24 protein-coding genes are annotated in these 25,140 nt (G+C 64.6%); 4 read left to right on the plus strand and 20 right to left on the minus strand.

Annotated features, from left to right (window positions below; translation table 11 throughout):
* Positions 1-85: 85 nt before the first annotated feature.
* The 8 genes from BVH03_RS00865 to BVH03_RS00900 all read right to left on the minus strand — a co-directional run bounded on the left by BVH03_RS00865 (position 86) and on the right by BVH03_RS00900 (position 7,723).
* Positions 86-1,669, minus strand: coding sequence for a gamma-glutamyltransferase family protein (locus tag BVH03_RS00865; RefSeq protein WP_075959428.1), 1,584 nt, complete (start codon positions 1,667-1,669; stop codon positions 86-88).
* A 66-nt stretch (positions 1,670-1,735) separates the two neighbouring features.
* A complete protein-coding gene (locus BVH03_RS00870) occupies positions 1,736-3,061 on the minus strand; it encodes a TRAP transporter large permease subunit (RefSeq protein WP_075959429.1) in 1,326 nt (441 codons plus the stop codon).
* Entirely contained in the window at positions 3,058-3,576 is a 519-nt protein-coding gene (locus BVH03_RS00875; RefSeq protein ID WP_075959430.1) for a TRAP transporter small permease subunit, read from the minus strand. The genes BVH03_RS00870 and BVH03_RS00875 overlap by 4 nt, the downstream gene beginning before the upstream one ends.
* Entirely contained in the window at positions 3,573-4,682 is a 1,110-nt protein-coding gene (locus BVH03_RS00880; RefSeq protein WP_075959431.1) for a TRAP transporter substrate-binding protein, read from the minus strand. The genes BVH03_RS00875 and BVH03_RS00880 overlap by 4 nt, the downstream gene beginning before the upstream one ends.
* 356 nt (positions 4,683-5,038) lie before the next feature.
* Positions 5,039-5,485, minus strand: coding sequence for an Lrp/AsnC family transcriptional regulator (locus BVH03_RS00885; protein ID WP_075928918.1), 447 nt, complete (start codon positions 5,483-5,485; stop codon positions 5,039-5,041).
* A 57-nt stretch (positions 5,486-5,542) separates the two neighbouring features.
* Positions 5,543-5,998: a GNAT family N-acetyltransferase gene (locus tag BVH03_RS00890; RefSeq protein WP_177344878.1), complete on the minus strand. Its 456-nt coding sequence runs from the start codon at positions 5,996-5,998 to the stop codon at positions 5,543-5,545.
* A gap of 82 nt (positions 5,999-6,080) precedes the next feature.
* Positions 6,081-6,917, minus strand: a complete 837-nt coding sequence (locus tag BVH03_RS00895; RefSeq protein WP_075959432.1) for an amino acid ABC transporter permease — start codon at positions 6,915-6,917, stop codon at positions 6,081-6,083.
* The gene (locus tag BVH03_RS00900; protein ID WP_256574590.1) at positions 6,914-7,723 is read right to left on the minus strand and encodes an ABC transporter substrate-binding protein; all 810 of its coding nucleotides are present in this window, start codon (positions 7,721-7,723) and stop codon (positions 6,914-6,916) included. Before BVH03_RS00900 ends, BVH03_RS00895 begins: the two co-directional genes overlap by 4 nt.
* A 123-nt stretch (positions 7,724-7,846) precedes the next feature.
* Between BVH03_RS00900 and BVH03_RS00905 the strand changes: the two genes are divergently transcribed.
* Positions 7,847-8,743: a homocysteine S-methyltransferase family protein gene (locus tag BVH03_RS00905; RefSeq protein WP_075959434.1), complete on the plus strand. Its 897-nt coding sequence runs from the start codon at positions 7,847-7,849 to the stop codon at positions 8,741-8,743.
* Between the two features lie 83 nt (positions 8,744-8,826).
* The gene (glsB, locus tag BVH03_RS00910) at positions 8,827-9,735 is read left to right on the plus strand and encodes a glutaminase B (protein WP_075959435.1); all 909 of its coding nucleotides are present in this window, start codon (positions 8,827-8,829) and stop codon (positions 9,733-9,735) included.
* Between the two features lie 66 nt (positions 9,736-9,801).
* On the opposite strand, the gene BVH03_RS00915 is transcribed toward glsB, so the two are convergent.
* The 3 genes from BVH03_RS00915 to BVH03_RS00925 all read right to left on the minus strand — a co-directional run bounded on the left by BVH03_RS00915 (position 9,802) and on the right by BVH03_RS00925 (position 12,933).
* Entirely contained in the window at positions 9,802-10,200 is a 399-nt protein-coding gene (locus BVH03_RS00915) for a hypothetical protein (RefSeq protein WP_075959436.1), read from the minus strand.
* Positions 10,201-10,288: 88 nt separating this feature from the next.
* Positions 10,289-11,278, minus strand: a complete 990-nt coding sequence (locus BVH03_RS00920; protein WP_075959437.1) for an asparaginase — start codon at positions 11,276-11,278, stop codon at positions 10,289-10,291.
* A 206-nt stretch (positions 11,279-11,484) separates the two neighbouring features.
* Positions 11,485-12,933: a sodium:alanine symporter family protein gene (locus tag BVH03_RS00925; protein ID WP_075959438.1), complete on the minus strand. Its 1,449-nt coding sequence runs from the start codon at positions 12,931-12,933 to the stop codon at positions 11,485-11,487.
* Between the two features lie 165 nt (positions 12,934-13,098).
* On the opposite strand from BVH03_RS00925, the gene BVH03_RS00930 reads away from it, so the two are divergent.
* Positions 13,099-13,911, plus strand: coding sequence for a helix-turn-helix transcriptional regulator (locus BVH03_RS00930; RefSeq protein ID WP_075959439.1), 813 nt, complete (start codon positions 13,099-13,101; stop codon positions 13,909-13,911).
* A gap of 183 nt (positions 13,912-14,094) precedes the next feature.
* On the opposite strand, the gene BVH03_RS00935 is transcribed toward BVH03_RS00930, so the two are convergent.
* From BVH03_RS00935 to aspA, 3 genes are all read right to left on the minus strand, one after another.
* On the minus strand, positions 14,095-14,859 hold the full coding sequence (locus BVH03_RS00935; RefSeq protein WP_083639967.1) for an ABC transporter substrate-binding protein: 765 nt from the start codon (positions 14,857-14,859) through the stop codon (positions 14,095-14,097).
* 168 nt (positions 14,860-15,027) lie between these two features.
* Positions 15,028-15,795 carry an ABC transporter substrate-binding protein gene (locus tag BVH03_RS00940; protein ID WP_075959440.1) on the minus strand — a complete coding sequence of 256 codons (768 nt, stop codon included), beginning with the start codon at positions 15,793-15,795 and terminating at the stop codon, positions 15,028-15,030.
* A gap of 125 nt (positions 15,796-15,920) precedes the next feature.
* Entirely contained in the window at positions 15,921-17,378 is a 1,458-nt protein-coding gene (gene aspA / locus BVH03_RS00945; protein WP_075959441.1) for an aspartate ammonia-lyase, read from the minus strand.
* 177 nt (positions 17,379-17,555) lie between these two features.
* On the opposite strand from aspA, the gene BVH03_RS00950 reads away from it, so the two are divergent.
* Positions 17,556-18,467 carry a LysR substrate-binding domain-containing protein gene (locus BVH03_RS00950; RefSeq protein ID WP_075959442.1) on the plus strand — a complete coding sequence of 304 codons (912 nt, stop codon included), beginning with the start codon at positions 17,556-17,558 and terminating at the stop codon, positions 18,465-18,467.
* A gap of 87 nt (positions 18,468-18,554) precedes the next feature.
* Here the strand turns inward: BVH03_RS00950 and BVH03_RS00955 are convergent, their stop codons facing one another.
* The 6 genes from BVH03_RS00955 to BVH03_RS00980 form a co-directional block, all read right to left on the minus strand.
* On the minus strand, positions 18,555-19,877 hold the full coding sequence (locus BVH03_RS00955; RefSeq protein WP_075959443.1) for a sigma-54 dependent transcriptional regulator: 1,323 nt from the start codon (positions 19,875-19,877) through the stop codon (positions 18,555-18,557).
* Positions 19,870-21,771 carry an ATP-binding protein gene (locus tag BVH03_RS00960; protein ID WP_075959444.1) on the minus strand — a complete coding sequence of 634 codons (1,902 nt, stop codon included), beginning with the start codon at positions 21,769-21,771 and terminating at the stop codon, positions 19,870-19,872. The genes BVH03_RS00955 and BVH03_RS00960 overlap by 8 nt, the downstream gene beginning before the upstream one ends.
* Before the next feature lie 84 nt (positions 21,772-21,855).
* Positions 21,856-22,590 (minus strand): amino acid ABC transporter ATP-binding protein, encoded by a 735-nt coding sequence (locus tag BVH03_RS00965; protein WP_075959445.1) that lies wholly within the window; start codon positions 22,588-22,590, stop codon positions 21,856-21,858.
* Positions 22,587-23,255, minus strand: coding sequence for an amino acid ABC transporter permease (locus BVH03_RS00970; protein WP_177344592.1), 669 nt, complete (start codon positions 23,253-23,255; stop codon positions 22,587-22,589). Before BVH03_RS00970 ends, BVH03_RS00965 begins: the two co-directional genes overlap by 4 nt.
* Positions 23,252-23,998, minus strand: a complete 747-nt coding sequence (locus tag BVH03_RS00975) for an amino acid ABC transporter permease (RefSeq protein WP_075928901.1) — start codon at positions 23,996-23,998, stop codon at positions 23,252-23,254. The genes BVH03_RS00970 and BVH03_RS00975 overlap by 4 nt, the downstream gene beginning before the upstream one ends.
* A 172-nt stretch (positions 23,999-24,170) precedes the next feature.
* Positions 24,171-25,079, minus strand: a complete 909-nt coding sequence (locus BVH03_RS00980; protein WP_075959446.1) for a glutamate/aspartate ABC transporter substrate-binding protein — start codon at positions 25,077-25,079, stop codon at positions 24,171-24,173.
* Positions 25,080-25,140: the final 61 nt, after the last annotated feature.

Consider the following 25,140-nt stretch of genomic DNA (forward strand, 5'->3'; position numbering starts at 1 on the left):
CGAATCGCGGGCATGGATCAGACGTTCCCGCCCGCCAACGAAAACGCCCCGCACTAGCGGGGCGTTTTCGTTCTGTGGCTCGGGGTTACAAGCCGCAGACGCTGCCGTCGCTGCGCGGGTCGGCGGCGCCTTCCAACACACCGTCGGGGCGGCGCAGCACGGCGCCGGCATGGCCCATGGTGTCGCTGAAGGCTTCGTCCAGCACCTCGACGACATGCCCCGCCTGGCGCAACCGCTCGACCAGCTCGGCCGGGAAGCGGCTCTCCAGCTTCAGCGTGGTGCTGACATCACCCCAGGTGCGGCCCAGCAGCCAGCGTGGCGCACTGACCGCCGCCTGCAGGTCGCTGCCCAGACGGTAGCGGCTGAAGATCGCCGCCTGGGTCTGCGGCTGGCCCTCGCCGCCCATGGTGCCGTAGCTCAGGGTGCGGCCATCGTCGAACAGCGCCAGGGCCGGGTTGAGCGTGTGGAACGGCTTGCGCCCCGGCTCCAGGGCCTGCAGCGCGGTCGGGTCGAGCGAGAAACTGATGCCGCGGTTCTGCCAGGCGACCCCAGTGGACGGCAGCACCACGCCGGAGCCGAACTCCCAGTACACGCTCTGGATGAAACTCACCGCGCGGCCTTCGGCATCGATGCAACCCATCCAGATGGTGTCGCCCGGCTGCGCCGGTTGTGGCCAGGCCAGTGCCTGTCGTGGATCGACCCTGTCGGCCAGACGCTGCAGGTTGGCGTCGGCCAGCAGGCTCTGCGGATCTTCCGGCACACGGTGCGGGTCGGTCACCACGCGGTCGCGAATCAGAAACGCCTGCTTGGTCGATTCGACCAGCCCGTGCACATGGGCGAAGCTTTCGGCCTGTTCGATGCCGAGCTTTTCGAAGATGCCAAGGATCAGCAGCGAAGCCAGGCCCTGGGTCGGCGGTGGCATGTTGTACAGGGTGGCATCGCCCAGCCGCACGCTCAGCGGTTCGACGACGCGGGCCCGGTAGCCCTGCAGGTCGGCCAAGCGCAATGGGCTGCCCAGGCGCTTGAGGTCGGCGGCCATGCGCTCGGCCAGCTCGCCCCGGTAGAAGTCGTCCAGGCCGGCGTCGGCGAGGCGCTGCAGGGTGTCGGCCAGGGCCGGCTGGCGCAGCAGCTCGCCTTCGCGCGGTGGCTGACCGTCGAGTAGGTAAACCTCGGCAAAGCCCGGCACGTCATGCAGTTCGGCCAGCTTGGCGCGGGTCAGCTGCGCCTGGCTACGGCTGACCACGATGCCGCGCCGGGCATGGCCGATGGCGTCGGCGAGCAGCTCGGGCAGCGCCCGTTGCGGCTGCCAATGGGCGGTACGTGCCAGGGCCTCGGCCCAGCCGCCGACGGTGCCGGCCACGGTCAGTGCGGCCAGCGGGCCGCGACTGGGAATCTGCGTGTGGCCGGCGTAGAAATCGCGATCGGCCAGGGCCGCGCTGCTGCCGCAGGCATCGATGGCGATGGGCTGCTTGCCTGGTTCGTGGATCAGCCAGAAACCGTCGCCACCGATGGCATTCATGTGCGGATAGACCACCGCGATGGTGGCCGCCGCAGCGACCATCGCTTCCACGGCGCTGCCGCCTGCCTCGAGCACATCGCGCCCGGCCTGGGCGGCGAGATGGTGGGGCGCAACGAACAGGCCGCCGGTGGCGTAGGTGCTCTTGAGCATGAGTGAGGACTCCTTGTTGTAGTGGGGCTGCCGCGATCATAGCCTCCGCAGCCCCTGGAAGATCTACTACCAACCGATAGCGGCAGGCAGCCAGGTAGCCAGTTGCGGGAAACAGAACACCACGGCCACGGCGAGCATCTGCAGGAACACGTAAGGCAGGGCGCCGATGTAGATGTCTTTCGTGCTGATCCCCGGTGGCGCCACGCCTTTGAGAAAGAACAATGCCCAACCAAAGGGCGGCGTAAGGAACGACATCTGCAGGTTCAGCGCTACCAGGATGCCCAGCCACACCAGGTCGGTGTCGTAGGCGATGAACACCGGCAGGAACATTGGCAGGGCGATATAGGAAATCTCGATCCATTCCAGAAAGAAACCGAGCACGAACAGCACTGCCATCAGGAACAGGATCGCCCCCAGTTCGCCGCCGGGCAGCAGGGTGAACAGCTCGTGCACCAGCGCCTCGCCACCCAGGCCGCGAAAGGCCAGGGAGAACGGCTGCGAGCAGAGCAGGATCAGGAAGATCATCGCGCTGATGGTCAGCGTGCCGTGCAGGGTCGCCTTCAGGGTTTTCCAGTCCAGGCGCCGGGCGCAGGCGGCGATCAGCAAGGCGCCGAGGGCACCCATCGACGCCGCTTCGGTCGGTGCGGCGACGCCGCCGATGATCGAGCCGAGCACTGCCATCACCAGCAGCAGCGGTGGTAGTACGCTGCGCGCCATGTCCTTGAGCAGTTGCGCGCGGCTGGTCAGGGCACGCTCTTCAGCCGGAATCGCTGGCACCCAGTCCGGGCGCAGCCAGCCGAGTAGCAGCATGTAGGCGACATAGATCAGCGCCAGCACCAGGCTGGGAATGAAGGCGGCGGCGAAGATCGAGCCCACCGACTGGCCGAGGATGTCGGCCAGCAGGATCAGCACGAGGCTCGGCGGGATGATCTGCCCCAGGGTGCCGGACGCGCAGATGGTGCCGCAGGCCACGGTCTTGTTGTAGCCACGGCGCAGCAGCGTCGGCAGGGTCAGCAAACCGATGGTCACCACCGTGGCACCGACGATGCCGGTGGAGGCGCCGAGCAGCACGCCGACCAGAATGATCGCCAGGCCCATGCCGCCGTTCAGGCCGCCCATGGCGCGACCGATGGTGTCGAGCATGTCCTCGGCGACCCGGGATTTCTCGAGCATCACGCCCATGAAGGTGAACAGCGGAATCGCCAGCAGCGTGTAGTTGCTGACCACCCCGAACATGCGCGCGGGCAGCAGGGCGAAGAGCATCGGGCCGAAGCCGACCATGCCGGCGACGAAGCCCGAAACCGCCAGGGAAATGGCCACCGGCACACCCACCATCATCATGGCGAAGAAGCCGATGACCATTACGATGGCCAGCCATTCGTTGGGGGTCATGGGCGTGCCTCCTGCAGTCGCGTCGGCAGCAGCAGGGTGCACAGCGCCCGCAGGCTGTCGGCCAGGCCCTGAAGGCCGAACAGAGCGAAGCCCAGAGGCAGGAATGCCTTGATCAGGAATCGGTACGGCAGCCCGCCGGGATCGGGCGAGCCTTCACCCATGTTGTAGGACTGCAGGGTGTATTTGTACGCCAGGTGGGCGATATAGAAACCGATGGCCGCGGTGGCGATGCCGCTGAACAGATCGACCGCTGCCCTGGTCTTCACGGCGAACTTCTCGTAGAGAAAATCCACCCGCACGTCCTGGCGATGCTTGAGGGTATAGGCGATGCCGAGCAGGGCGATGGGCGAAATCAGGTACCACTCAAGCTCCTGCAGCGCGACGGGGCTGAAGTCGAACAGGTAGCGCATCAATACGTCGAACGACACCAGCAAGACCAGCAACAGCACGCAACCGCGGGCCAGTGCCCCGAGGGCTTCCACCAGCGCCTCGATGCGGCCAACGATGGCCATCATGATTCGCCCATCCCGATTTCCATGAACGCCTTCTCGCCGACGGACGCCCAGGACACGTATTGCTTGCGGAAGGCGAAGAAGTGCTCGTAGATTTTCTTCGTCGCCGGATCGCTCGTCGCCATGCTCGATAGGGTGTCGCGGGTGACTTCGTGCAGGCGCTTGATGATGTCGTCCGGCAGCGGCCGGGCGATCACGCCCTGGTTGTTCACCAGGTCCTGCATGGCCTCGGCGTTGACCGCATCGCACCACGACCAGCTGTCGACGTTGCAGGCCTGGGCGCAGAACCGCACGATGGCCTGCAGGTCGGCCGGCAGGCTGTCCCAGGCCTGCTGGTTGATGATCAGCTCGGTGACGTTGGTCGGCTCGTGCCAGCCAGTGGTGTAGTAATTCTTGGCCGCCTTGTGCAGGCCCATGCGGCGATCCTGATAGGGGCCTACGAACTCGGCGGCGTCGATCACGCCACGCTCCAGCGCCGGGAAGATTTCGCCACCCGGCAGCAGGCGCACGGCCACGCCCAGCTCGCTGTAGACCTTGCCGGCTAACCCTGCGATGCGCATCTTCAAGCCCTTGAGGCTGTCGACGTTTTCCAGGGGCTGGCGGAACCAGCCGGTCATCTGCGTGCCGGTGTTGCCCATGGGCATCGGTACCAGGCCGTGGGGCGCGTAGAGTTCTTCCCAGAGTTTCAGGCCGCCGCCGTTGTACAGCCAGGCATTCATGCCCTGGGTGTTCATGCCGAACGGCACGGCGGTGAAGAACTGTGCGGCAGGAGTCTTGCCAGCCCAGAAGAAGGCGTTGGCGGCGTTCATTTCCACCATGCCGCTGGCTACCGCATCGAAGCCCTCCAGCGCCGGGATCAGCTCGCCGGCCGCGAAGTGCTGAATCTTCAGGCGCCCACCGGACATTTCCTCGACGCGCTTGCAGAAGTCGGTCGGGCTGCCCGGGCCCTGCACGTAGAAGGGTGAGCCCGGTGCATAGGCGTTGGTCATCTTCCAGCTGAAGGTCTTGCTGCTGACGGCAGCGCTGGCCACGCCGCTGGCGCCCATTGCCAGGCCGGCGCCGGCTGCGAGGGCGCCGGCGCCGATGAAATTGCGTCGATTGAGGCTCATGGGATTCTCCTTTCGCGGTGGCCATTGCGGCAGACGTTTGCCTACCGGATGTAAAGTCGTTACCGAGAGCCTTCAGCAACAGCCATGCCAGGAGAAAATTATTTTAAGCCTATGATTTTAAATGGGTTTTATGATTTTCTTGGTTCGCCCTCCAAATGCCAGGCGCACACAAAACAAGCGTGGCGCAGGGGCGTGAGGTGACGAAACGATAACCGCAGCAGGGACTACTGAACATTTGTCAGGTCACGCCTGCTGTCCGGGTACGTTCCGTCAAGCAGGGCCTTGGTGAGCGTGCGAATGTCATTTGTGCACCAAAACGCATCGGCGGCACGCTTTTGACGCAGTGCGCAGTGAGGTTACAGGCGTGCGCCGCCACGCCGATGCTTGACCCGGGTCATCAGCGCCTTGCAGTCCACCGTGAGGATCTCCGGGTGGTTGAAGATGTGCTGCCGCACGAAAGCGTCGAAGGTCTCGTAGCTGTCGGTCAGGGTGTGAATGTGCAGGCTTTTCAGGTCGCTCATGATGTACAGGCTGACTACTTCGCGGGTGGCCGAAAGCCGTTCGGCGACCGCCTCGATGGCGTGAGGGGCCACGGTGAGGTCGACGAAGGTGGAGATGCCCTTGCCGAGCTTTTCTGGGTTGACCACTGCGGTGAATTTCTCGATCACGCCGCTCTCTACCAGCGCCTGCACCCGGGTGCGGGCGTGGGCGCGGGAGATGTTCAGCTGGCGGGCGATATCGGCGAACGAGGTGCGTGAATCCTTGATCAGGATGTTCAGCAGGGCGTTGTCGAGTTTGTTCATGGCGCACTCTGTCGGTGGTTGAGGCCGACAGAGATGCGGATTATGTGCCAGCCGGTGTCAGAACAGCTTGCGGTACTGCTCGAACCCCGAGCGTTCGCCGATGCGCTCGTACAGCAGTTTGGCCTTGGCGTTGGTTTCGTGAGTCAGCCAGTGCACCCGTGAGCAGCCGGCCTGGGCCGCCTCGGCGTAGACGTGTTCGATCAGTTGGCGGCCGATGCCGTTGCCGCGCACGTCCTTGCCGATGAACAGGTCCTGCAGGTAGCAGTAGTCGCCAGTGGTCCAGCAGGAGCGGTGGTAGATCCAGTGCACCAGGCCGATGGCTTCGCCGTCGCGCCAGGCCAGGGCGGCGAACATCGGTTCGCTCGGGTCGAGAAAGCGCTGCCAGGTCAGGTCGCTGGTCGCCGCATCAATCTCGGTCATGTAGAAGCGCTGGTAGCCCTGCCACAGCGGCAGCCAGGCGGCGTGGTCGGCGGCGCTGACGGCGCGGATTTCCACGGGAATGCGAACGGTCATCGGCAGGTCTCCTGAAAGTCGGTCGACCGCCATCCTGCGATGTCAAGGCCGGCATCGCAAGCATCCGTGCAGGTCAGGCGGCTCAACGCCCGTTCAGGTAGGCCTTGCCATAGTGCCGCTCCAGGCGCGCCTGGATCAGTTCCAGACCGATCGACAGCAGCCAGTAGATCACCGCCGCGGTGGTCAGCATCTCGATGTAGCGGTACGACGAACGGCCGTAGGACTGGGCCAGGAACATCACTTCCCAGACGCCCATCACCGAGATCAGCGACGAGTCCTTGAGCATCGAGATGAACTGGCTGGTGGTCGGCGGGATGATGGTGCGCATCGCCTGGGGCAGGGTCACCCGCCAGAAGATCACCACCGGCTTGAGGCCCAGCGCCAGGGAGGCTTCGCGCTGGCCAGCCGGCACGCCGAGCAGGCCGGCGCGGAAGATCTCGCTCAGGTAGGCACCGTAGTTCAGCGACAGGGCGATGATCCCGGCGGTGATCGCGCCCGGCACCAGGCCCAGCTGCGGCAGGCCCAGGTAGATCAGCAGGATCTGGATCAGCAGCGGCGTGCCGCGGAAGAACGAGGCGTAGAACGTGGCGATGCCGAACGCCACGGCGCTCTTCGACAGGCGCGCCAGGGCGGTGACGAAGCCCAACGCCAGGGACGCCCAGATCGAGCAGAAGCACAGGAACAGGGTCAGCGCCGCGCCCTGCAAAAAGCCGTTGGGCGCCAGGCTGGTGCCGAGCAGGTTGGGCAGCTTGTCGAGGATGATCGAGAACTTCAGGTCGAAGCTCAGGAAGAACGCCACGCACAGGGCGAACATGATCGCCCAGGTGAGGTACAGGCGGGTACGAAAACCGAACAGGCGCTGCAGCAACGACTCGCCCGCCTGGGGCGGCGGGCGAGGGGTTTCAGGTGGAGGCGTCATTGGCTGATATCGGAACCGATCCACTTCTTGGAGATGGCCGCCAGGGTACCGTCCTGGCGCAGCTCTGCGAAGACACGCTCGACCTTGGCGCGCCACTCGGCGTCGTCCTTCTCGATGGCCACGGCATTGGGTTCGGCGTACAAGGCATCGCCGGCCAGCTTGAAGCGCTTGTCCTGATCGATGCGCGGCTGGGCGGTCACCAGGTTGGTGAGGATGGCGTCCAGGCGTACGCCGGCGCCCAGGGCCAGGTCATGGAACGCCACGGTGTCGTTGTCGTAGGGCGCGACCTGCACGGCGTCGAAGGGGTAGGTCAGTGGCTTGTCTTCGGCGCCTTCGATGATCAGGTCCTTGTTCAGGTAGCCCTCGTAGGAGGAGGCGCTGGTGACGCCGACCTTGAGGCCGGACAGGTCCTTGGCAGAGTGGATGCGCTCGTCGCTGGCGTTGACCACGATCACTGCCGGCGATGCGTAATAGGTCACCGGGAAGTCGAACACCTGGGCGCGTGCCTGGCTGGGCGTCATCGAGCAGATGCAGATGTCGTAGCGGCCGCTCCAGCGGCCGGCGGCGATCACGTCCCAGGACGGTGTTTCCAGGCGCAGCTTGACGCCCAGCTTGTCGGCCACGGACTTGGCGACATCGACGTCGAAGCCATCGAGCTGGTTCTGATCATTGAGAAAGGAGAACGGCGGGTAGTTTTCCATCAGCACGTTGACCAGCTCACCATTCTTCTCGATGCGGTCGAGGGTGGGGCCGGCCAGGGCCAGGTTGCAGACGGACGCGAGGGTCAGGCCGAAGACGGCGAACAGAGTGGTTTTCACGGAAATCCTTGAGCGCGAAAAAGGTTGTGAGCGGCAATTCCGGCGTATTAAATAGTTATAAACAGGTGCATCCAAATGAATTGAATGCATATCGATATGACTGGAGCTTATATGAGCGAGCGATCTCTGATTCTGCTGGATGGCGGCATGGGCCGGGAGCTGCAGCGCCGCGGTGCGCCGTTTCGTCAGCCGGAGTGGTCGGCCCTGGCCTTGACCGAAGCGCCGGAACAGGTGGAGGCGGTGCACGCCGCCTACATCGCCAGCGGCAGCCAGGTCATCACCAGCAACAGTTACGCCGTGGTGCCCTTTCATATCGGTGAACAGCGCTTCGCCGCCGAAGGCCGCGTCCTGGCCGAGCGTGCCGGCCAGCTGGCCCGCAGCGCGGCGGACAAGGCCGGCAATGGCGTACGCGTCGCCGGCTCGCTGCCGCCGCTGTTCGGCTCGTATCGCCCGGACCTGTTCCAGCCCGAGCGCGTCACCGAGGTGCTGACGCCGCTGCTCGACGGCCTCGCCCCTTACGTCGACCTGTGGCTGGCGGAAACCCAGAGCGCCATTGCCGAAGCGCGCGCCATTCATGCCCACCTGCCAGAGGATGGCAAGCCGTTCTGGCTGTCGTTCACTCTGCGTGATGAAGACGTGGATGAGGTGCCGCGCCTGCGTTCCGGCGAACCCGTGGCCGATGCGGCGCGGGCGGCGGCGGAGCTGGGTGTCGAGGTGCTGCTGTTCAATTGCAGCCAGCCCGAGGTGATCGGTGACGCCATCGATGCGGCGCGCGAAGTCTTCACCAGCCTCGGTGCGAACGTTGCCATCGGCGCCTACGCCAATGCCTTTCCACCGCAACCCGAAGAAGCCACCGCCAACGATGGCCTCGACCCGCTGCGCGAAGACCTCGACCCGCCGGGCTACCTGCGCTGGGTCGCCGACTGGCGCGCCCGCGGCGCGAGCCATCTGGGCGGTTGCTGCGGCATCGGCCCGGAGCACATCGCGGTATTGGCGCAGCGCCTCTGAACGTCGCTGTGCTTTGCGGGTCAGTCTTGGCGTCTATGGCTGATTGAGCCCGGCAGCCGCCGGGCCGGATTGCGAGCGTGTCCATGCAAGCGTTGTTGAATGAAATCCTCGACCAGGTTCGCCCACTGATCGCCCAGGGCAAGGTCGCCACCTACATTCCCGCCCTGGCCGATGTGGCGGTGGATCAGCTGGGTATCGCCGTCTACGGCAACGATGGCGAGCTGTTCACGGCCGGCGATGCGCACACGCCGTTCTCGATCCAGAGCATCTCCAAGGTGTTCAGCCTGGTACAGGCCATCCAGCATTCCGGCGAGAGTATCTGGGAGCGCCTGGGCCACGAGCCGTCGGGCCAGCCGTTCAATTCCCTGCTGCAGCTGGAGCTGGAAAACGGCCGGCCGCGCAACCCCTTCATCAACGCTGGCGCCCTGGTGATCAGCGACATCAACCAGTCGCGCTTCGCGGCGCCGGCGTTGTCGATGCGCGATTTCGTGCGGCGCCTGTCGGGCAATCCCCATGTGGTGATCGACCGGCATATCGCCGAATCCGAATACCAGCACCGCGCGCGCAACGCGGCGATGGCCTACCTGATGCAGTCCTTCGGCAATTTCCACAACGACGTCGAGATGGTGCTGCGCAATTACTTCAGCTACTGCGCCCTGAGCATGAGCTGCGTGGACCTGGTCAAGGCGTTCTGCTTCCTGGCCCGCGACGGGTTCTGCAAGCACAGCGGCGAGCAGGTTCTCAGCGCCCGGCAGACTCAGCAGGTCAATTCGATCATGGCCACCAGCGGGCTGTACGACGAAGCCGGCAACTTCGCCTACCGCGTCGGCCTGCCGGGCAAGAGCGGCGTGGGCGGCGGCATCGTCGCCATCGTGCCCGGGCAGTACACCATCTGCGTATGGTCGCCGGGGCTCAATAAGGCGGGCAATTCCCTGGCGGGCATGGCCGCGCTGGAAGTGCTCAGCGAGCGGATCGGCTGGTCGGTGTTCTGAGGAAGCGGGATCGAGGCGCACTTCGATCCCGGCAAGCGTGGGCTGCCTGAGCGGCAGCCGCGCGGTTTACTGGGCGTCGCGGTACGCTTTGCGCAGCATCTTCAGGTCCTGGTCGCTGCAGGTGCCGGCCACCGGGGCGGTCAGGTCATAGCAGGGGTGACGGAAACCCATCGGCCAGTAAATGATGCTGTACGGCGGCCAGAAGATCGACACGACGCGAAAACGCGTGCTCAGTTTGCCTTCGGCGATTGGCTGGCCGGTGGTGCTGCTGGTCAGGCGATAGGGTACGCCGCCGGTACGGTTCCAGAAGAACGGGCGAATCTTGACCAGGCCCTGGGGGTGCTGTTCGGCGCGCTGGTTGATGGCAACGGTGCTGTTTTCCGGCAGCTTGAAGAAGGCTTTGGTCGAGCAGCCGGTGATGGCCAGGGCGAGCAGAAGCAGTACGCTGGAGCGAAACAAAGGCATGGAACGTCCTTGTGGATGAAGTGAAAAGAAGCTGGCTTACCGTCAGCGGGGCGCGACTATACCGATTGGTCACGCCCTAATCCATGCCTTACTCCACACGCTCGCCACACAGGTCGAGGCTGAACAGCCGCTCCACTTCATCCTGCGCCAGGCCGGCACCGAGCAGTGCGAACAGCTTGCCCAGCGCCGCCTCGCGGGTCATGCCGCCCGCCGAAATCAGGCCCACCGAAGCCAGCTGGCTGCCAGCCGCGTAGACGCCGAACTGCACATGGCCGCGCGCGCATTGGCTGATCGCCGCCAGCACCACGCCGCGGCCGTGGGCTTCACGCAGTACGTCGAGCAGTTCGGCATTGTCCGACGGGCCCGTGCCGCTGCCGTAGCACTCCAGCAGCAAACCCTGCACGCCGCTATCCAGCAAGGCGCGCAGGTGGCTGGCACGCAGGCCCGGCACCAGCGGCAGGGCGATCAGGTTGACCGCCTGACGGCTCTGGCGGAAGTCGATGTGCGCCGGCAAGTCGGCCAGGCGTTCGCCCTGGCGCAGGCGCGGCACCACCTGGAACGCATCGAAGGCGTCGCTGCTCAGTTTGCTGACCCGGGCGCCATGCATCAATGCACCGTTGAAGTACAGGTGCACGCCAGGCGCTACATCGTCGTGCAACGCCTGCATGGCGCCGAACAGATTGGGCCAGGCATCGCTGTTCTCGGCACCGGCCGGCAGCATCGAGCCGGTCAGTACCACTGGTACCGGCAGGCCCAGCAGCAGGAAGCTCAGGGCCGCAGCGCTGTAGGCCAGGGTGTCGGTGCCGTGCAGCACCAGCACGCCGTCGCAGCCGTCCTGCTCGACGCCCTGGCGGATCGCCGCGACCATCGCCAGCCAGTTGGCCTGGGTCATGTTGGCGCTGTCGATCAGCGGCAGCAGCTCGCGAAATACCCACGTCGGCACCTGTTCGCGCTGCTCGATTTGCTGCGCGCGCAGGCGTGCCTCGAAGCCGGAGGCGGGGGCCAGGCCGCTGGCGCTGGCCTGCATGCCAATGGTGCCGCCGGTATACAGCACGAGGAGTTTTTGTACGGCAGGCATGCCTTTTTCCTTATTGAAAGAATGGGTATGGAAAGGGGCAGGATACATCCGATCGCCACTCGAGAAAGACCTGGGAGGCAATCTCCAGGCCAAGCCGATCCCGGCTCGCTCGTCGTCGAGAGAGGGCATCGGCAGGAAAGGGAAAGCCGCCTGAGGGCGGCAGGATCGGATGGCGCGCGGCGCGCCATCCGATCAGGCAGTGCGACTCAGCGCTGAGTCGACAGCAGTTCCGGTGCGCTCTGCGGTTGAGCGTCAGCGACTGGCTTGGCGGCCGGCCAGGAGGCGCGATCCAGGTCCAGGTCAGCGAACTTGGAACCGTCGAACACCGGCTGGTCGATACCGGCCTTGCGCTGCTGGTCGTAGTCCTTCATGACGCGCAGGCCCACTTTGATCAGCATGGCCAGGGCGGTCAGGTTGACGAACGCCAGGCAGGTCATGGTGATGTCGGCGAAGGCGAACACGGTGCCCAGGTTCTGCATCGAACCCCAGCAGATCAGCGCCAGCACCAGGCCACGGTAGCCAAGCAGGGCAACCTTGCTGCGACCGACCAGGAACTGCAGGGCGTTCTCGCCGAGGTAGTAGTTGTAGAGGATGCAGGTGAACACGAACAGGCTCAGCGCGACGCTGATGAAGGTGCGGCCCCAGTCACCGACCACTGCAGCCAGGGAGTTCTGGGTCAGGACGATGCCGTCACCTTCGAAGCCCGGGGTGTAGAAGCCCGACAGCAGGATCAGCAGCGCGGTACAGGTGCAGATCACGAAGGTGTCGAGGAACACGCTGAACGCCTGAACCACGCCTTGCGCAGCCGGGTGCTTGACCGAGGCCACGGCAGCCACGTTCGGGGCGCTGCCCAGACCGGCTTCGTTGGCGAACACGCCGCGCTTCACACCCATGACGATGGCGCTGCCCAGCAGGCCGGCGAAGGCCGGCTCGAGGCCGAAGGCGCTCTTGACGATGACGGCCAGCATGGCCGGTACGTGCTCGATCTGGATGGCGATGACGTAGAGGGTCACGGCGATGTAGATCAGGGTCTTGATCGGAACCAGCAGGTCCGAGACCGAGGCGATGCGCTTGATGCCGCCGATGAACACCAGGCCCAGCAGCACGGCCAGGGCGATGCCGCTGTACTGAACCGGGATGTCGAAGGCGTTCTGCAGCGAGTGGGTCACGGTGTACGACTGCAGGCCGTTGAAGGCGAACCCGTAAGTGACCAGCAGCAGTACCGCGAAGGTCATCGCCATCCAGCGCAGCTGCAGACCGTGCTGAATGTAGTAGGCCGGGCCGCCACGGTACAGGCCGTCGCCGTCGCTGCGCTTGTAGACCTGAGCCAGGGTACATTCGAAAAAGCTGCTGGACATGCCGACCAGTGCGGTTACCCACATCCAGAACACGGCGCCCGGGCCGCCGAGGGTCACGGCGATGCCGACACCGGCGATGTTACCCGCGCCGACGCGGCCGGCGAGGCTGAGCATCAGGGCCTGGAACGAGCTGAGCTGGCCGCCGCTACTGCGCAGCGATTCCTTGAATACGCTGAACATGTGGACGAAATGGCGGAACTGGACGAAACGCGAACGCAGGGTGAAATAGCTACCCAGGCCCACGATAAGCACGATCAACACTTTCCCGGAAAGGAAGTCGTTCAATACTTCGAGCATGATGAGAATCCTCGATTCTTATTGTGATTGTTCGCAGGCGAACGCTGACGCGAGATGCGGTGGCTGATTTTTGAGCAAGGTGGCCCCGGGAACAATTTCGCGGGTCGATCCTAGGTGACGCGACCTGATGCTATAATCACGTCACTCGCATCATCTGAGCCCACCATGTCCAGTCACCTCGGTGAGAATCTGCGGCTGCTGTGCAGCCACTACCGATCCATTGCGGAGGTGTGCCGCAAGGTCGGCATCAACCGCGCCCAGTTCAACAAGTACCTTTGTGGAGAGAGCCAGCCGACGGCCTATAACCTCAAGCGAATTGGGGATTTCTTCGGCGTCGAGGGGTATGAACTGGGTTTGCCCGGTGAGCAGTTCGCACGCCTGATCGGCGCCCGTGGCACGCAGATCGGCGCACCGGCTGAGCGAGATCCGTTACACGCATTGTTACAGCCGCTGCGTGAAAGCTCCGGTGACTTGTCGCGTTACTGCGGTTACTACTTCGAATACGCCAACTGCATGTCGGTGCCAGGCACCATCCTGCTGTCGCTGGTGCACATGCGCGAGGAGGGTGGCAACTTCCTGTTCGAGCGTCAGGAGCGTCAGGTGACGTCCACTGGCGGGCTGGCCGAGGACTCGGCGCGCTGCCGCTACCTGGGCGCCGCCTTCCAATTGCAGGACCGGTTGTTTCTCATCGATTACGAGTCGCTGACCGTCAACGAGATGAGCCAGACCATCCTGATCCCCAGCTTCAAGAGCCGCGTCACCCGCCTCAATGGTTTGAAGACCGGCGTGTCCAGCGGCGACCGTCGTACGCCGGCGTGCACCCGCGTGGTGTGGGAATTCCTGGGTACCGAGATCAATCGCATCAGCACCTACCGCCAGGTGATGCTCTACCAGCCGGACGATCCGCGCATCGACGAAGACATTCGCCAGCGCCTGGCCCAGGCGCCGGTGCGCGATGGGTTGTTCGAGGTGGAGTGAAGGGTATGGCGAAGTGTCGAGCGGCTGCTTCGAGGGGCGTTAGCAGCCGTTCGCCGATCCACTGTGGGAGCGCGCCATGCGCGCGAAAAATCGCGGGCATGGACTGGGCGTCCCCGCCCGCTCCCACAGTACGTAGCCGATGACCTTTGCCTTATCTGTAAAGACGTGCACGGGCAGTCGTGATCAGCACAACTCCGGATGCTTGCTGCAAGTGCCGTAGCCTTCGCTCTTCATCTGGTCCAGCGCCTGTTGCAGGCGGGTGACCACTTCGTCCGGGGTTTCCAGGTTGAGCGCCAGGTACATGTCCGAGCGGTCGATGATCAGTACCGTGCGCAGCCCGCTCACGCCAGCCTGGTTGGCGTGGTAGCGCCACACCGGGTCGGTGGTGGCCCAGAGGTCGATCTTGCCGCCGGTGAGCTTGGCGATGTTCTCCTGGTCGCGCAGCGCATTGGTCGGCTGCAGGCCGGCGCGCTCCAGGGCCTGGCTGACCGCGCCGTCCTTGTAGCTGCCGATACGGTACTGGCGCGCCTGGTCGAGGTTCGCCAGGTTGGCGATCTTGGCGTCGGCCGCCACCAGCACGCCTTCGACCTTGGCGATCGGGCCGACCCATTTGAACAGGGGGCGGCGCGCCTCGCTCATGGAGGTGGAAAACAGGCCGTAGTTGGCGTTGGCCAGGGTGTCGTCATACACACGGCTCCACGGGAAGCGCAGGGTCATGGTGTAGCCGATGCCGGCGCGCTTGAACATCTCGCGCACGATGGTGGTGCTGACGCCGTTGATGTTGGCGTCACGCGCGAAGTTCTTGTTCTGCTCGGCCATGTTGAAGGGCGGGAAGTTTTCGGTCTGCAAGACCACCTTGTAGTCTGGTGGCAGCGTCGCCTGGGCGGGCAGGGCGAAGAGGCTGGATACGGCAAGCAGGCCGGCAAACCATGCGGCGTTGACTCTCATTGGAACGACTCCTTGTTAGGCCGCAGCCCTTTTAGCGTGCCGCCGTGCAAACGGCAACGAGTCGTTACCAGCAGAGCCCCAGACTGTGAACCGGTCAGGGGCTTTCAACGGACAGGGGCGCTCGCCGTCGTAACGCAGAGCGTCAGGCGAGCCGTCGAGGTGCCGCGATCAGCACAGCTCCGGGTGCTTGTTGCAGGTGCCGTAGCCCTCGGTCTTCATCTGGTCCAGCGCCTGCTGCAGGCGCGAGACGACTTCGTCCGGCGTGTCGAGGTTGAGCGCCAGGTAGAGGTCGGCGCGGTCGAAGGTCAGCACGTTGCGCAGGCCGGTGACGCCCGCCTGGCGTGCCTGGTAGCGCCAGACCGGATCGGTGGTGCCCCACAGGTCGATCTTGCCGCCGGTGAGTTTGGCGATGTTTTCCTGGTCACGCAGTGCGTTGTTCGGCTCCAGCCCGGCCTTTTCCAGAGCCTGGGCTGCGGCGCTGTCCTTGTAGCTGCCAATGCGGTACTGGCGCGCCTGTTCGAGGCTGGTCAGGTTGGGGATGTTGGAGCCGGGGGCGGCGAGCAGCACGCGCTCGACCTTGGCGATCGGGCCGACCCACTTGAACAGCGGGCGACGCGCCTCGTTCATCGAGGTGGAGAACAGGCCGTGGTTGGCGTTGGCCAGGGTGGCGTCGTAGACCCGGCTCCACGGGAAGCGCAGGGTCAGGGTGTAGTCGATGCCGGCGCGTTTGAACATTTCGCGCACGATGGTGGTGCTGACGCCCTGGATGTTGGCATCGCGGGCGAAGTTCTTGTCGTTGTCCGCCATGTTGAACGGCGGAAAGTTTTCCGTTTGTAACACGACCTGGTAGCCGGCCGGCAATTCGGCCTGGGCGGGGAGTGCGACGGCACCTGAAAGGGACAGCAGGCACAGCAGCCACGCGGTTTTGACGGTCATGGGGCGACTTCTCTTTATTAGGACTGCCGCCCTTTTAGCCTGCGCGCGGGCAAACGGCAATCGGTCCTTGAATAAAGCGAAGCCCCGTACCGCTGAACGGTACGGGGCTTCGGGTCTGGCAACGCTTAGCGCTGTTGCTCGACGGCCTCTTTGACCGGTGGGGTCAGGGGCTTGAGCTGGTGCGGGGCGATCATGTTTTCCGGGCGCAGGATCTCGGCCAGGGTGCTGTCGTCCAGCAGCTTCTCTTCACGTACCAGCTCCAGCACGCCGCGGCCGCTGACCAGGGCTTCCTTGGCGATGCGGGTGGAGTTCTCGTAGCCGATGTAGGGGTTGAGTGCGGTGATCAGGCCGATGGAGTTTTCCATCAGTGCGCGGCAATGAGCTTCATTGGCGGTAATGCCGTTGATGCAGTGCTCGCGCAGCATGTCCATGGCGCGCTGCAGCAGGCGGATCGAGTCGAAGATCTTGTAGGCGATCAGCGGCTCCATGACGTTGAGCTGCAGTTGGCCGCCTTCGGCTGCCATGGTCAGCGCCAGGTCATTGCCGATGATTTCGAAGGCCACCTGGTTGACCGCCTCCGGGATCACCGGGTTGACCTTGCCCGGCATGATCGAGCTGCCCGGCTGGCGTGCCGGCAGGTTGATCTCGTTGATGCCGGTGCGCGGGCCGCTGGACAGCAGACGCAGGTCGTTGCAGATTTTCGACAGCTTCACCGCGGTGCGCTTGAGCATGCCGGAGAACAGCACGAAGGCGCCCATGTCGGAGGTGGCTTCGATCAGGTCGGCAGCCGGCACCAGTGGCTGGCCGCTGATCAGCGCCAGGCGCTGCACGGCCAGGTTCTGGTAGCCCGGGTCGGCGTTGATGCCGGTGCCGATGGCCGTGCCGCCCAGGTTCACTTCGGTCAGCAGCTCCGGTGCCAGGCTGCGCAGGCGTGCCAGGTCTTCACCCAGGGTGGTGGCGAAGGCGCGGAATTCCTGGCCGAGGGTCATCGGCACGGCATCTTGCAGCTGGGTGCGGCCCATCTTCAGTACATGGGCGAATTCCTCACCCTTGGCCGCGAACGACTGGATCAGGCTGTCCAGGCTGGCCAGCAGGGTGTCGTGGCCGAGCAGCAAGCCCAGGCGAATGGCGGTCGGGTACGCGTCGTTGGTCGACTGCGCCATGTTCACGTCGTTGTTCGGGTGCAGGTGCTTGTATTCACCCTTGGCATGACCCATGGCTTCCAGGGCGATGTTGGCGATCACCTCGTTGGCGTTCATGTTGGTCGAGGTGCCGGCACCGCCCTGAATCATGTCCACCACGAACTGCTCGTGGAAATCACCGCGGATGATGCGTGCGCAGGCCTCGCTGATTGCCGCGTGTTTTTCGGCGGGCAGATGGCCCAGCTCACGGTTGGCGTCGGCGGCGGCCTGCTTGACCATGGCCAGCGCCACGACCAGTTTCGGGTAGTGGGCCAGGGGCACGCCGGACAGGCGGAAGTTGTTCAGCGCACGCAGGGTCTGGATGCCGTAGTAGGCTTCTGCCGGGACTTCGAGGGTGCCGAGCAGGTCTTTTTCGACGCGGAACGATGCAGCAGCGGACATGATGTCTCGATTCTCTTGGTAAGGCGGAAGATACCGCGATGGGCCAAAGAATAAGGCTTTCGGGTGGTGAGCGACCAATGCTGTTGTTTGCTGGGGTATGCGTAATCGGCATAATGCGGTCGTGACCAATTCTTTGCACCAAACGTGTGCATTGTGCTGCGCGAGTCGAGGACGCCCATGAACCTGGAAACCAAATGGCTGGAAGACTTCGTCACCCTGGCCGCCACCCGCAGCTTTTCCGCCGCGGCGCAAAAGCGCTTTGTGACCCAGCCAGCCTTCAGCCGGCGCATCCAGAGCCTGGAGGCGGCGCTTGGCCTGACCCTGGTCAACCGCTCACGTACGCCGATCGAGCTGACCGAGTCTGGCCAGCTGTTCCTGCTCACCGCGCGCAGCATGGTCGAACAGCTCGGCGAGGTGGTGCGCCACCTGCATCATCTGGAAGGGCAACAGGGCGAGGCGCTGCAGATCGCCGCGGCCCACTCCCTGGTGTTCGGTTTCTTCCCGGAGTGGATCGCCCGCCTGCGTCGTGACGGCTTGCCGCTGACCACCCGACTGGTGGCAACCAACGTCGGCGAGGCGGTGCACTCGCTGCGTGAAGGCACCTGCGACCTGATCCTCGCCTACCACGATCAGGACGCCGCCGTGCAACTGGCCCCCGATCTCTTCCCGTCGCTGCCCCTGGGCGTCAGCGAGATGCTGCCGGTGTGCGCCGTGGACGAGCAGGGCGCACCGCTGTTCGACCTGGACGCCGGGCAGAGCGTGCCGCTGCTGGCCTACAGCGCCGGCACCTACCTGGGCCGGTCGGTGAACCTGCTGTTGCGTCAGCGCGCCCTGCGTTCCACCACCGTGCATGAAACGGCCATGGCCGACAGCCTCAAGGCCATGGCCCTGCAAGGCCTGGGCGTGGCCTGGGTACCACGCCTGTCGATGAACGCCGAACTGGCGCGTGGCGAACTGGTGGTGTGCGGCAAGGAGCATTGGCACATCCCGCTGGAGATTCGCCTGTACCGCTGGAGCATGTCGCGCAAGGCGGCGGTGCGGCTGTTGTGGCGCAAGCTCGAAGGCGGCGTGGGGCGCGACGAAAGCTAGAGCGGCGGGATCAACCCTCTATTGTTCCCACAGTGCCTGGATACACAATCGTGATTCGACGAGCCGCGCCACCGCTCGGCTTACGTCTCACCCCAGCCCGTACTTCTTCACCTTGTCGAACAGCGTGGTCTTGGCCATGCCGAGGGCCTGGGCGGCCTGGCTGAGGTTACCGGCGTGCTGTTCGAGGGCGTCGACCAGCAGGTTGCGTTCGAACGCTTCCACGGCTTCGGCGAAGGTGGCGGCATTGCCTTCGTTGGCACCGCTCTTCTTGAAAGCCGGCAGGCCGAGGGCGAAGCGTTCGGCGACGTTGCGCAGTTCGCGCACGTTACCGGGCCAGTCGTGGGCCAACAGGGCCGCCAGGGTGTGACGATCCAGCTCCGGGGCGGCGCGGTCGAAGCGCAGGGCCGAGAGCTGCAGGAAGTGCTCGAACAGCAGGGCAATGTCCTCGCGACGCTCGCGCAACGGCGGCAGCTCGAGGGTCACCACGTTGAGGCGGTAATACAGGTCGCTGCGAAACTGCCCGCTTTTGCCGGCCTCGTCGAGGTCGGCCTTGGTGGCGGCGATCACCCGGCAATCCACGGCAACCGGCTGATTCGAGCCCAGACGCTCCAGGCTGTGCTCCTGCAGCACGCGTAGCAGCTTGATCTGCAGGTTGAGCGGCATGCTTTCGATTTCGTCGAGAAACAGGCTGCCGCCGTTGGCGTGCTCGATCTTGCCGATGCGTCGCTTGCCGGCGCCAGTGAAGGCGTGGGCTTCGTGGCCGAAGATTTCGCTCTCGAACAGGTTCTCCGGCAAGCCGCCGCAGTTCAGCGCCACGAAGGCCTTGTTCTGCCGCCGACTGAAGTCGTGCAGGCAGCGCGCGACCAGCTCCTTGCCGGTGCCGGTTTCGCCTTCGATCAGCACGTTGGCCGAGGTGTCGGCGACGTTGGCGATCAGTTCGCGCAACTGCTGCATGGCCGGCGAACGGCCGATCAGGCGATGTTCCAGGGCCTGCTTGCCGGCCAGCTGGCGGCGCAGCGACGACACCTCGCGGGCCAGGCTGCGCTGCTCCAGCGCACGGCGGGCGACGTCGACCAGGCGCTCTGGCGAGAAGGGTTTTTCCATGAAGTCATAGGCGCCATCGCGCATGGCGCCGACCGCCATGCCGATGTCGCCGTGGCCGGTGATCAGCACCACGGGTAGGCTGGGATCGCGGCGCTTGAGTTCGCCGAGCAGTTGCAGGCCGTCCATACCGGGCAGGCGAATATCGCTGATGACGATGCCGGCGAAGTCCGCGTCGATGCGCTGCAGGGCCTCTTCGGCACTGCCCACGCCTTCGCAGGGAATGTCCTCCAGCGCCAGGGCCTGTTGGCAGCCGAGCAGTACGTGGGGGTCGTCCTCGACGATCAGCACGGTGAGGTCATCATTCATCGGGTGTCTCCATGACAGCGGCAACCTGGCGCAGGTTGAGTTCGAAAGCGGTACCGCCCTGGGGCGGGTGGTCGGCGCTGAGGCTGCCGCCGGCGGCTGCGGCGAGGCTGGCGGACAGCGTGAGACCAAGCCCGAGGCCCTGCTCGCCAGGCTTGGTGGTGAAGAAAGGTTCGAACAGGTGGGTGCGGTCTTCGGGGGCGATGCCGGGGCCGTTGTCGACCACGCGCAGACGGTAGCGCTCGCCCTCGACGCTGCCCTGCAGCCACAGTTGGCGATCGGCCTGGGCACTCATCGCATCGGCGGCGTTGGCGATCAGGTTGACGAGAATCTGCTCCAAGCGGGTCTGATTGATCGCCAGCCGGGCGTCGGCGAACTGGTGGTGAATGATCAGCGGCGTGCGTTCCAGGCGCGGCTGCACCACCTGCAATGCCGCGTCCACGGCCTTGGCCAGGCTGGCTTCGCCGCCATCGTTGGAGCGGCGGGCGAAGGCGCGCAGGCTGCCAGTAATCTTGCCCATGCGGTCGACCAGTTCGTTGATGGTCTGCAGGTTGGTGGTGGCCACGTCGTAGGCGCCGCGGGACAGGAAACGCACGGTGTTGCCGGATAGCGTGCGCAGCGCCGCCAGGGGCTGGTTGAGCTCATGGGCGATGCTGGTGGACATCTGCCCGATGACCGCCAGCTTGCCAGCCTGCACCAGCTCGTCCTGGGCCAGGCGCAGGGTTTCCTCGGCCTGGCGGCGCTCGCGAATCTGCGCCTTGAGGCGGTCGTTGCTGGCGCGCAGGTCGGCGGTTCGCTCGGTGATCCTGCGTTCCAGCTCGCTATTGGCCAGTTGCAGGGCTTCACGGGCAGCCAGGCGGGTGGCGATCACCTTGCGCCGCTCGTTCCAGGCGATCAGCAGGAAGGCCAGCAGGGCGAAGGCGGCGGCGGCCAACATACCGTGGCTGACGGCTTCACGACGCAGATCCTGTAGCGGGCTGAGCAGGGTCAGGTGCCACGGCGTGTCTTCCAAGGGGCGGCTCTGGGCGAGATAGTGGGTCACCTCGCTGGCATCCTGGCCGTTGTGTCCGGCGAAGCTGACCTGCTCGACCCCGGTGTCCAGCGGCTTGCGCGCCAGGGGGATCAGTTCGTCGAGCGACGACCAGTGATACTGCAGGCTGCGCGCCAGGCGCTCCTTGGTCTCGGCATTGAGCGGGCGCACCGCCTTGAGCCGGCGCATCGGGTCGCTGGAGAGGATGATGATGCCGTTCTCGTCGCTGACGTAGGCTTCCAGGCGCGCCCGTTGCCAGCGCTGCTCCAGTGGGTCGAGGCGCACCTTGACCACTGCTACGCCAATGATCCGGCCGTTGGCCTTGAGCCCATGGGACAGGTAATAGCCCGGCTCGCCGGTGGTGCTGCCGATGCCATAGAAGCGGCCTTGTTCACCCAGCATGGCATCCTGGAAATAGGCGCGAAAGGACAGGTCCTCGCCCAGGTAGCTGTCCGCCTGGCGCCAGTTGCTGGTGGCCAGTACGCGGCCGTCGGTGTCCATCACGTAGATGGCCAGGCTGCCGCTGCGCTGGTTGAGACCTTCGAGGTAGTCGTTGACGCGCTGGCGCCGGTAGGCGTCGGGGGTCAGCAGCAGACGGCTGACGTTGGACTCGAGCTCCAGCAGGCTGGGCAGGTAGGTGTATTTGTTGATCTCGCTTTCCACCGCCCGGGCATTGAGCTCGAGCTGGCGCTCACCGCTTTCGACCAGGCTGCGGATACCGGCTTTCTCGCTGAGGTAGTAGCCGGCGTAGCCACAGGCGGCCACCAGGGCGAGCATCAGCAGGGTCAGCGACAGGTGGCGGACGTAGCGCGGTTTGGCGGCCAAGGCGGGCGGCACCCCAGGGAGACTGACAGGCGCGCATTGCATCACAGTCCTCCCGGGCTGGCCAGTTGTGGGGCGGTTACCCGCTGCAGGGCCGGCGAAGCGCGTGTGCCGGCCCTGCAAGGCACATCAATGCTGGAGGATCTTGGCAAGGAACTGCTGGGCACGCTCGGAGCGGGCGCTGATGTCGCCGAAGAACTCTTCCTTGGGGCAGTCTTCGACGATCTTGCCGGCGTCCATGAAGATCACCCGGTCGGCGACCTTGCGGGCGAAGCCCATCTCGTGGGTCACGCACATCATGGTCATGCCTTCGTGGGCCAGTTGCACCATCACGTCGAGCACTTCGTTGACCATTTCCGGGTCGAGCGCCGAGGTCGGTTCGTCGAACAGCATGACGATCGGATCCATGGCCAGGGCGCGAGCAATCGCCACGCGCTGCTGCTGACCGCCGGAGAGCTGACCCGGGTGCTTGTGGGCGTGCTCCGAGAGGCCGACGCGGTCGAGCAGCTGCAGGCCTTTCTTGGTGGCTTCATCCTTGCTGCGGCCGAGCACCTTGATCTGCGCGATGGTCAGGTTCTCGGTGATGGTCAGGTGCGGGAACAGCTCGAAGTGCTGGAACACCATGCCGACGCGCGAGCGCAGTTTCGGCAGGTTGGTCTTCTTGTCGGCAATCGAGGTGCCGTCGACCACGATGTCACCCTTCTGGAAGGGCTCCAGCGCGTTGACGCACTTGATCAGGGTCGACTTGCCCGAGCCGGACGGCCCGCAGACCACGACCACTTCGCCTTTCTTGACGTCCGTGGTGCAGTCGGTCAGCACCTGGAAGTCCCCATACCACTTGTTGACGTTCTTGATGGAAATCATACGGCTAACCTTTTTTGCAGGAGCTTGACCAGCTGCGAGGCAGCGAAGCTGATGGTGAAGTAGACCAGGCCGGCGAAGATCAGGAATTCATGGGGTTGGCCCAGAATGTCGCCGCGCGAGCGGGCAGCATTAAGGAAGTCCATCAGGCCGACGGTGTAGACCAGCGAGGTGTCCTGGAACAGGATGATGCTCTGCTGCAGCAGCAGCGGGGTCATCTTGCGAAATGCCTGGGGCAGGATGATCAGGCGCATGGTCTGGCCGTAGCTCATGCCCAGCGCCTGGGCAGCGCCCATCTGGCCCTTGGGAATGGACTGAATGCCGGCACGGACGATTTCGCAGAAGTACGCCGCCTCGAACATGATGAACGCCACCAGGCAGGACGCGAATGCGCCCACGGGCGTGTCTTCACCGGTGATCCAGCGCAGGATGAACGGCACCGCGAAGTAGAACCAGGTGATCACCAGCAGCAGCGGGATCGAGCGGAAGTAGTTGACGTAAGTGGCCGCCAGTTTGGACAGCAGCACGTTGCTCGACAGACGCATCAGCGCCAGCAGCGTACCGAGAATCACGCCACCGATGACGCCCATGACCATCAGTTGCAGGGTCATGGCCATGCCTTCCCAGAGGCCTGGCAGAGCGGGAATGATCTGACTGAAGTCCATCATTTGCCTCCCACGGAGATCAGACCCGGCACGGCGACCTTACGCTCGACCATGCGCATGATCATCATCAGGCTCATGTTCAGGGTGAAGTAGATTAGCGTCGCCAGGGTGAAGGCTTCGAACAGGTTGGCGCTGAACTCGGCGGTCTGCTTGGTCTGCGCGAGCAGCTCCATGAGGCCGATCAGCGAGGCCACCGAGGAGTTCTTGAAGATGTTCAGGAACTCGCTGGTCAATGGCGGAATGATGATCCGATAGGCCTGGGGCAGCAGCACGTTGCGGTAGATCTGCGGCAGGCGAAAGCCCATGGCGTAAGCCGCGGCGGTCTGGCCCTTGGGCAGTGCTTCGATACCGGTGCGCACCTGCTCGCAGACGCGGGCGGCGGTGAACAGGCCGAGACAGACCACGACCGACAGATAGGCCGAGGTGGCTGGGTTGAGGTCCTGCTTGAACCACAGCTCCAGTGGTTCTGGCAGCAGATCCGGCACCAGGAAGTACCAGAGGAACAGCTGCACCAGCAGCGGTACGTTACGGAAGATCTCCACGTAGGCGGTGGCGATCCCGGAGATCAGGCGGTTCGGTACGGTGCGCATCACACCGAGCAGCGAGCCGAGCGACAGGGCGATCAGCCAGCCGACCAGGGCGATGGCGATGGTCCAGCCCAGGCCGGTGATGAACCACTCCAGGTAGATCTCATCGCCGATGCCGGTGGACTTGAAGAAGATGCCCCAGTCCCAGTTGTAGTTCATTACGGGTTTCCCCTCAGGTGGGTTAACGCAGCGAAGCCCGACGGCGGGCAGCAGTCACCCGCATCCGCGTGAGCGAACGGTTTTCGGCTTCGTCAGGAAATGGATGGAGAGGCCTGCGGCCCCTCCGGTCCCCCTACGCCCCTTCTCGTGAAAGGGGCGCGGCATCACACCGTCAGATCTGCTCTACAGACTTGTCGGTCGGCTCGGCGATCAGCTTCTTCAGCTGGTCGCTCATGGGGAAGTTGAGGTTCAGGCCTTTTGGCGGAACCGGCTGCTGGAACCACTTGTTGTAGATGTCGTTGATTTCGCCCGAAGCGAAGGTATCGCTGATGGCCTTGTCGACCACCTTCTTGAAGCCTTCGTCGCCTTTGCGAACCATGCAGCCGTAGATTTCGAAGGACTGCGGGGTGCCGACCACGTGCCAGTCATCCGGCTTCTTGGCCTTGGCCATTTCGCCGGCCAGCAGGGCGTCATCCATCATGAAGGCCACGGCGCGGTTGGACTCGAGCATCAGGAAGGACTCGCCGTGATCCTTGGCGGAAATCACGTTCATGCCCATCTTCTTCTCGGCGTTCATGGACTTGAGCAGGCGCTCGGACGTGGTGCCGGCGGTGGTCACCACGTTCTTGCCCTTGAGGTCTTCGAAGTCGTTGACGCCGCTGCTGGTCTTGGTCAGCAGGCGGGTGCCCACCTCGAAGATGCCGACGGAGAAGTCGACCTGACGCTGACGCTCGACGTTGTTGGTGGTGGAGCCGCACTCCAGGTCCACGGTGCCGTTCTGCACCAGCGGGATGCGGGTCTGGGAGGTCACCAGGTTGTAGCGAACCTTCAGGTCAGGCAGCTCCAGCTCTTTCTTCAGCTCTTCGACGACTTTCAGTTGCAGGTCATGGGAGTAGCCGACCGGCTGCTTGGAGGTGTCACCGTAATAGGAGAAGGGGATGGACGAGTCGCGGTGGCCCAGGGTGATGGTGCCCGAATCCTTGATCTTCTTCAGGGTGCCGGTCAATTCGGCGGCGAAGACCGGGCTGGACATCAGGGTGGCGGCAATGGCTGCAGCCAGTACGCGGGGGACGATACGCATGGGTCGGTTCCTCGGTGTTGTTGTTATTGAGGACGTACGCTGGGGTACGTGCCTCCTTGTG

This window comes from Pseudomonas sp. PA15(2017) (genome assembly GCF_001945395.1).
In the GTDB taxonomy this organism is placed as follows: domain Bacteria; phylum Pseudomonadota; class Gammaproteobacteria; order Pseudomonadales; family Pseudomonadaceae; genus Aquipseudomonas.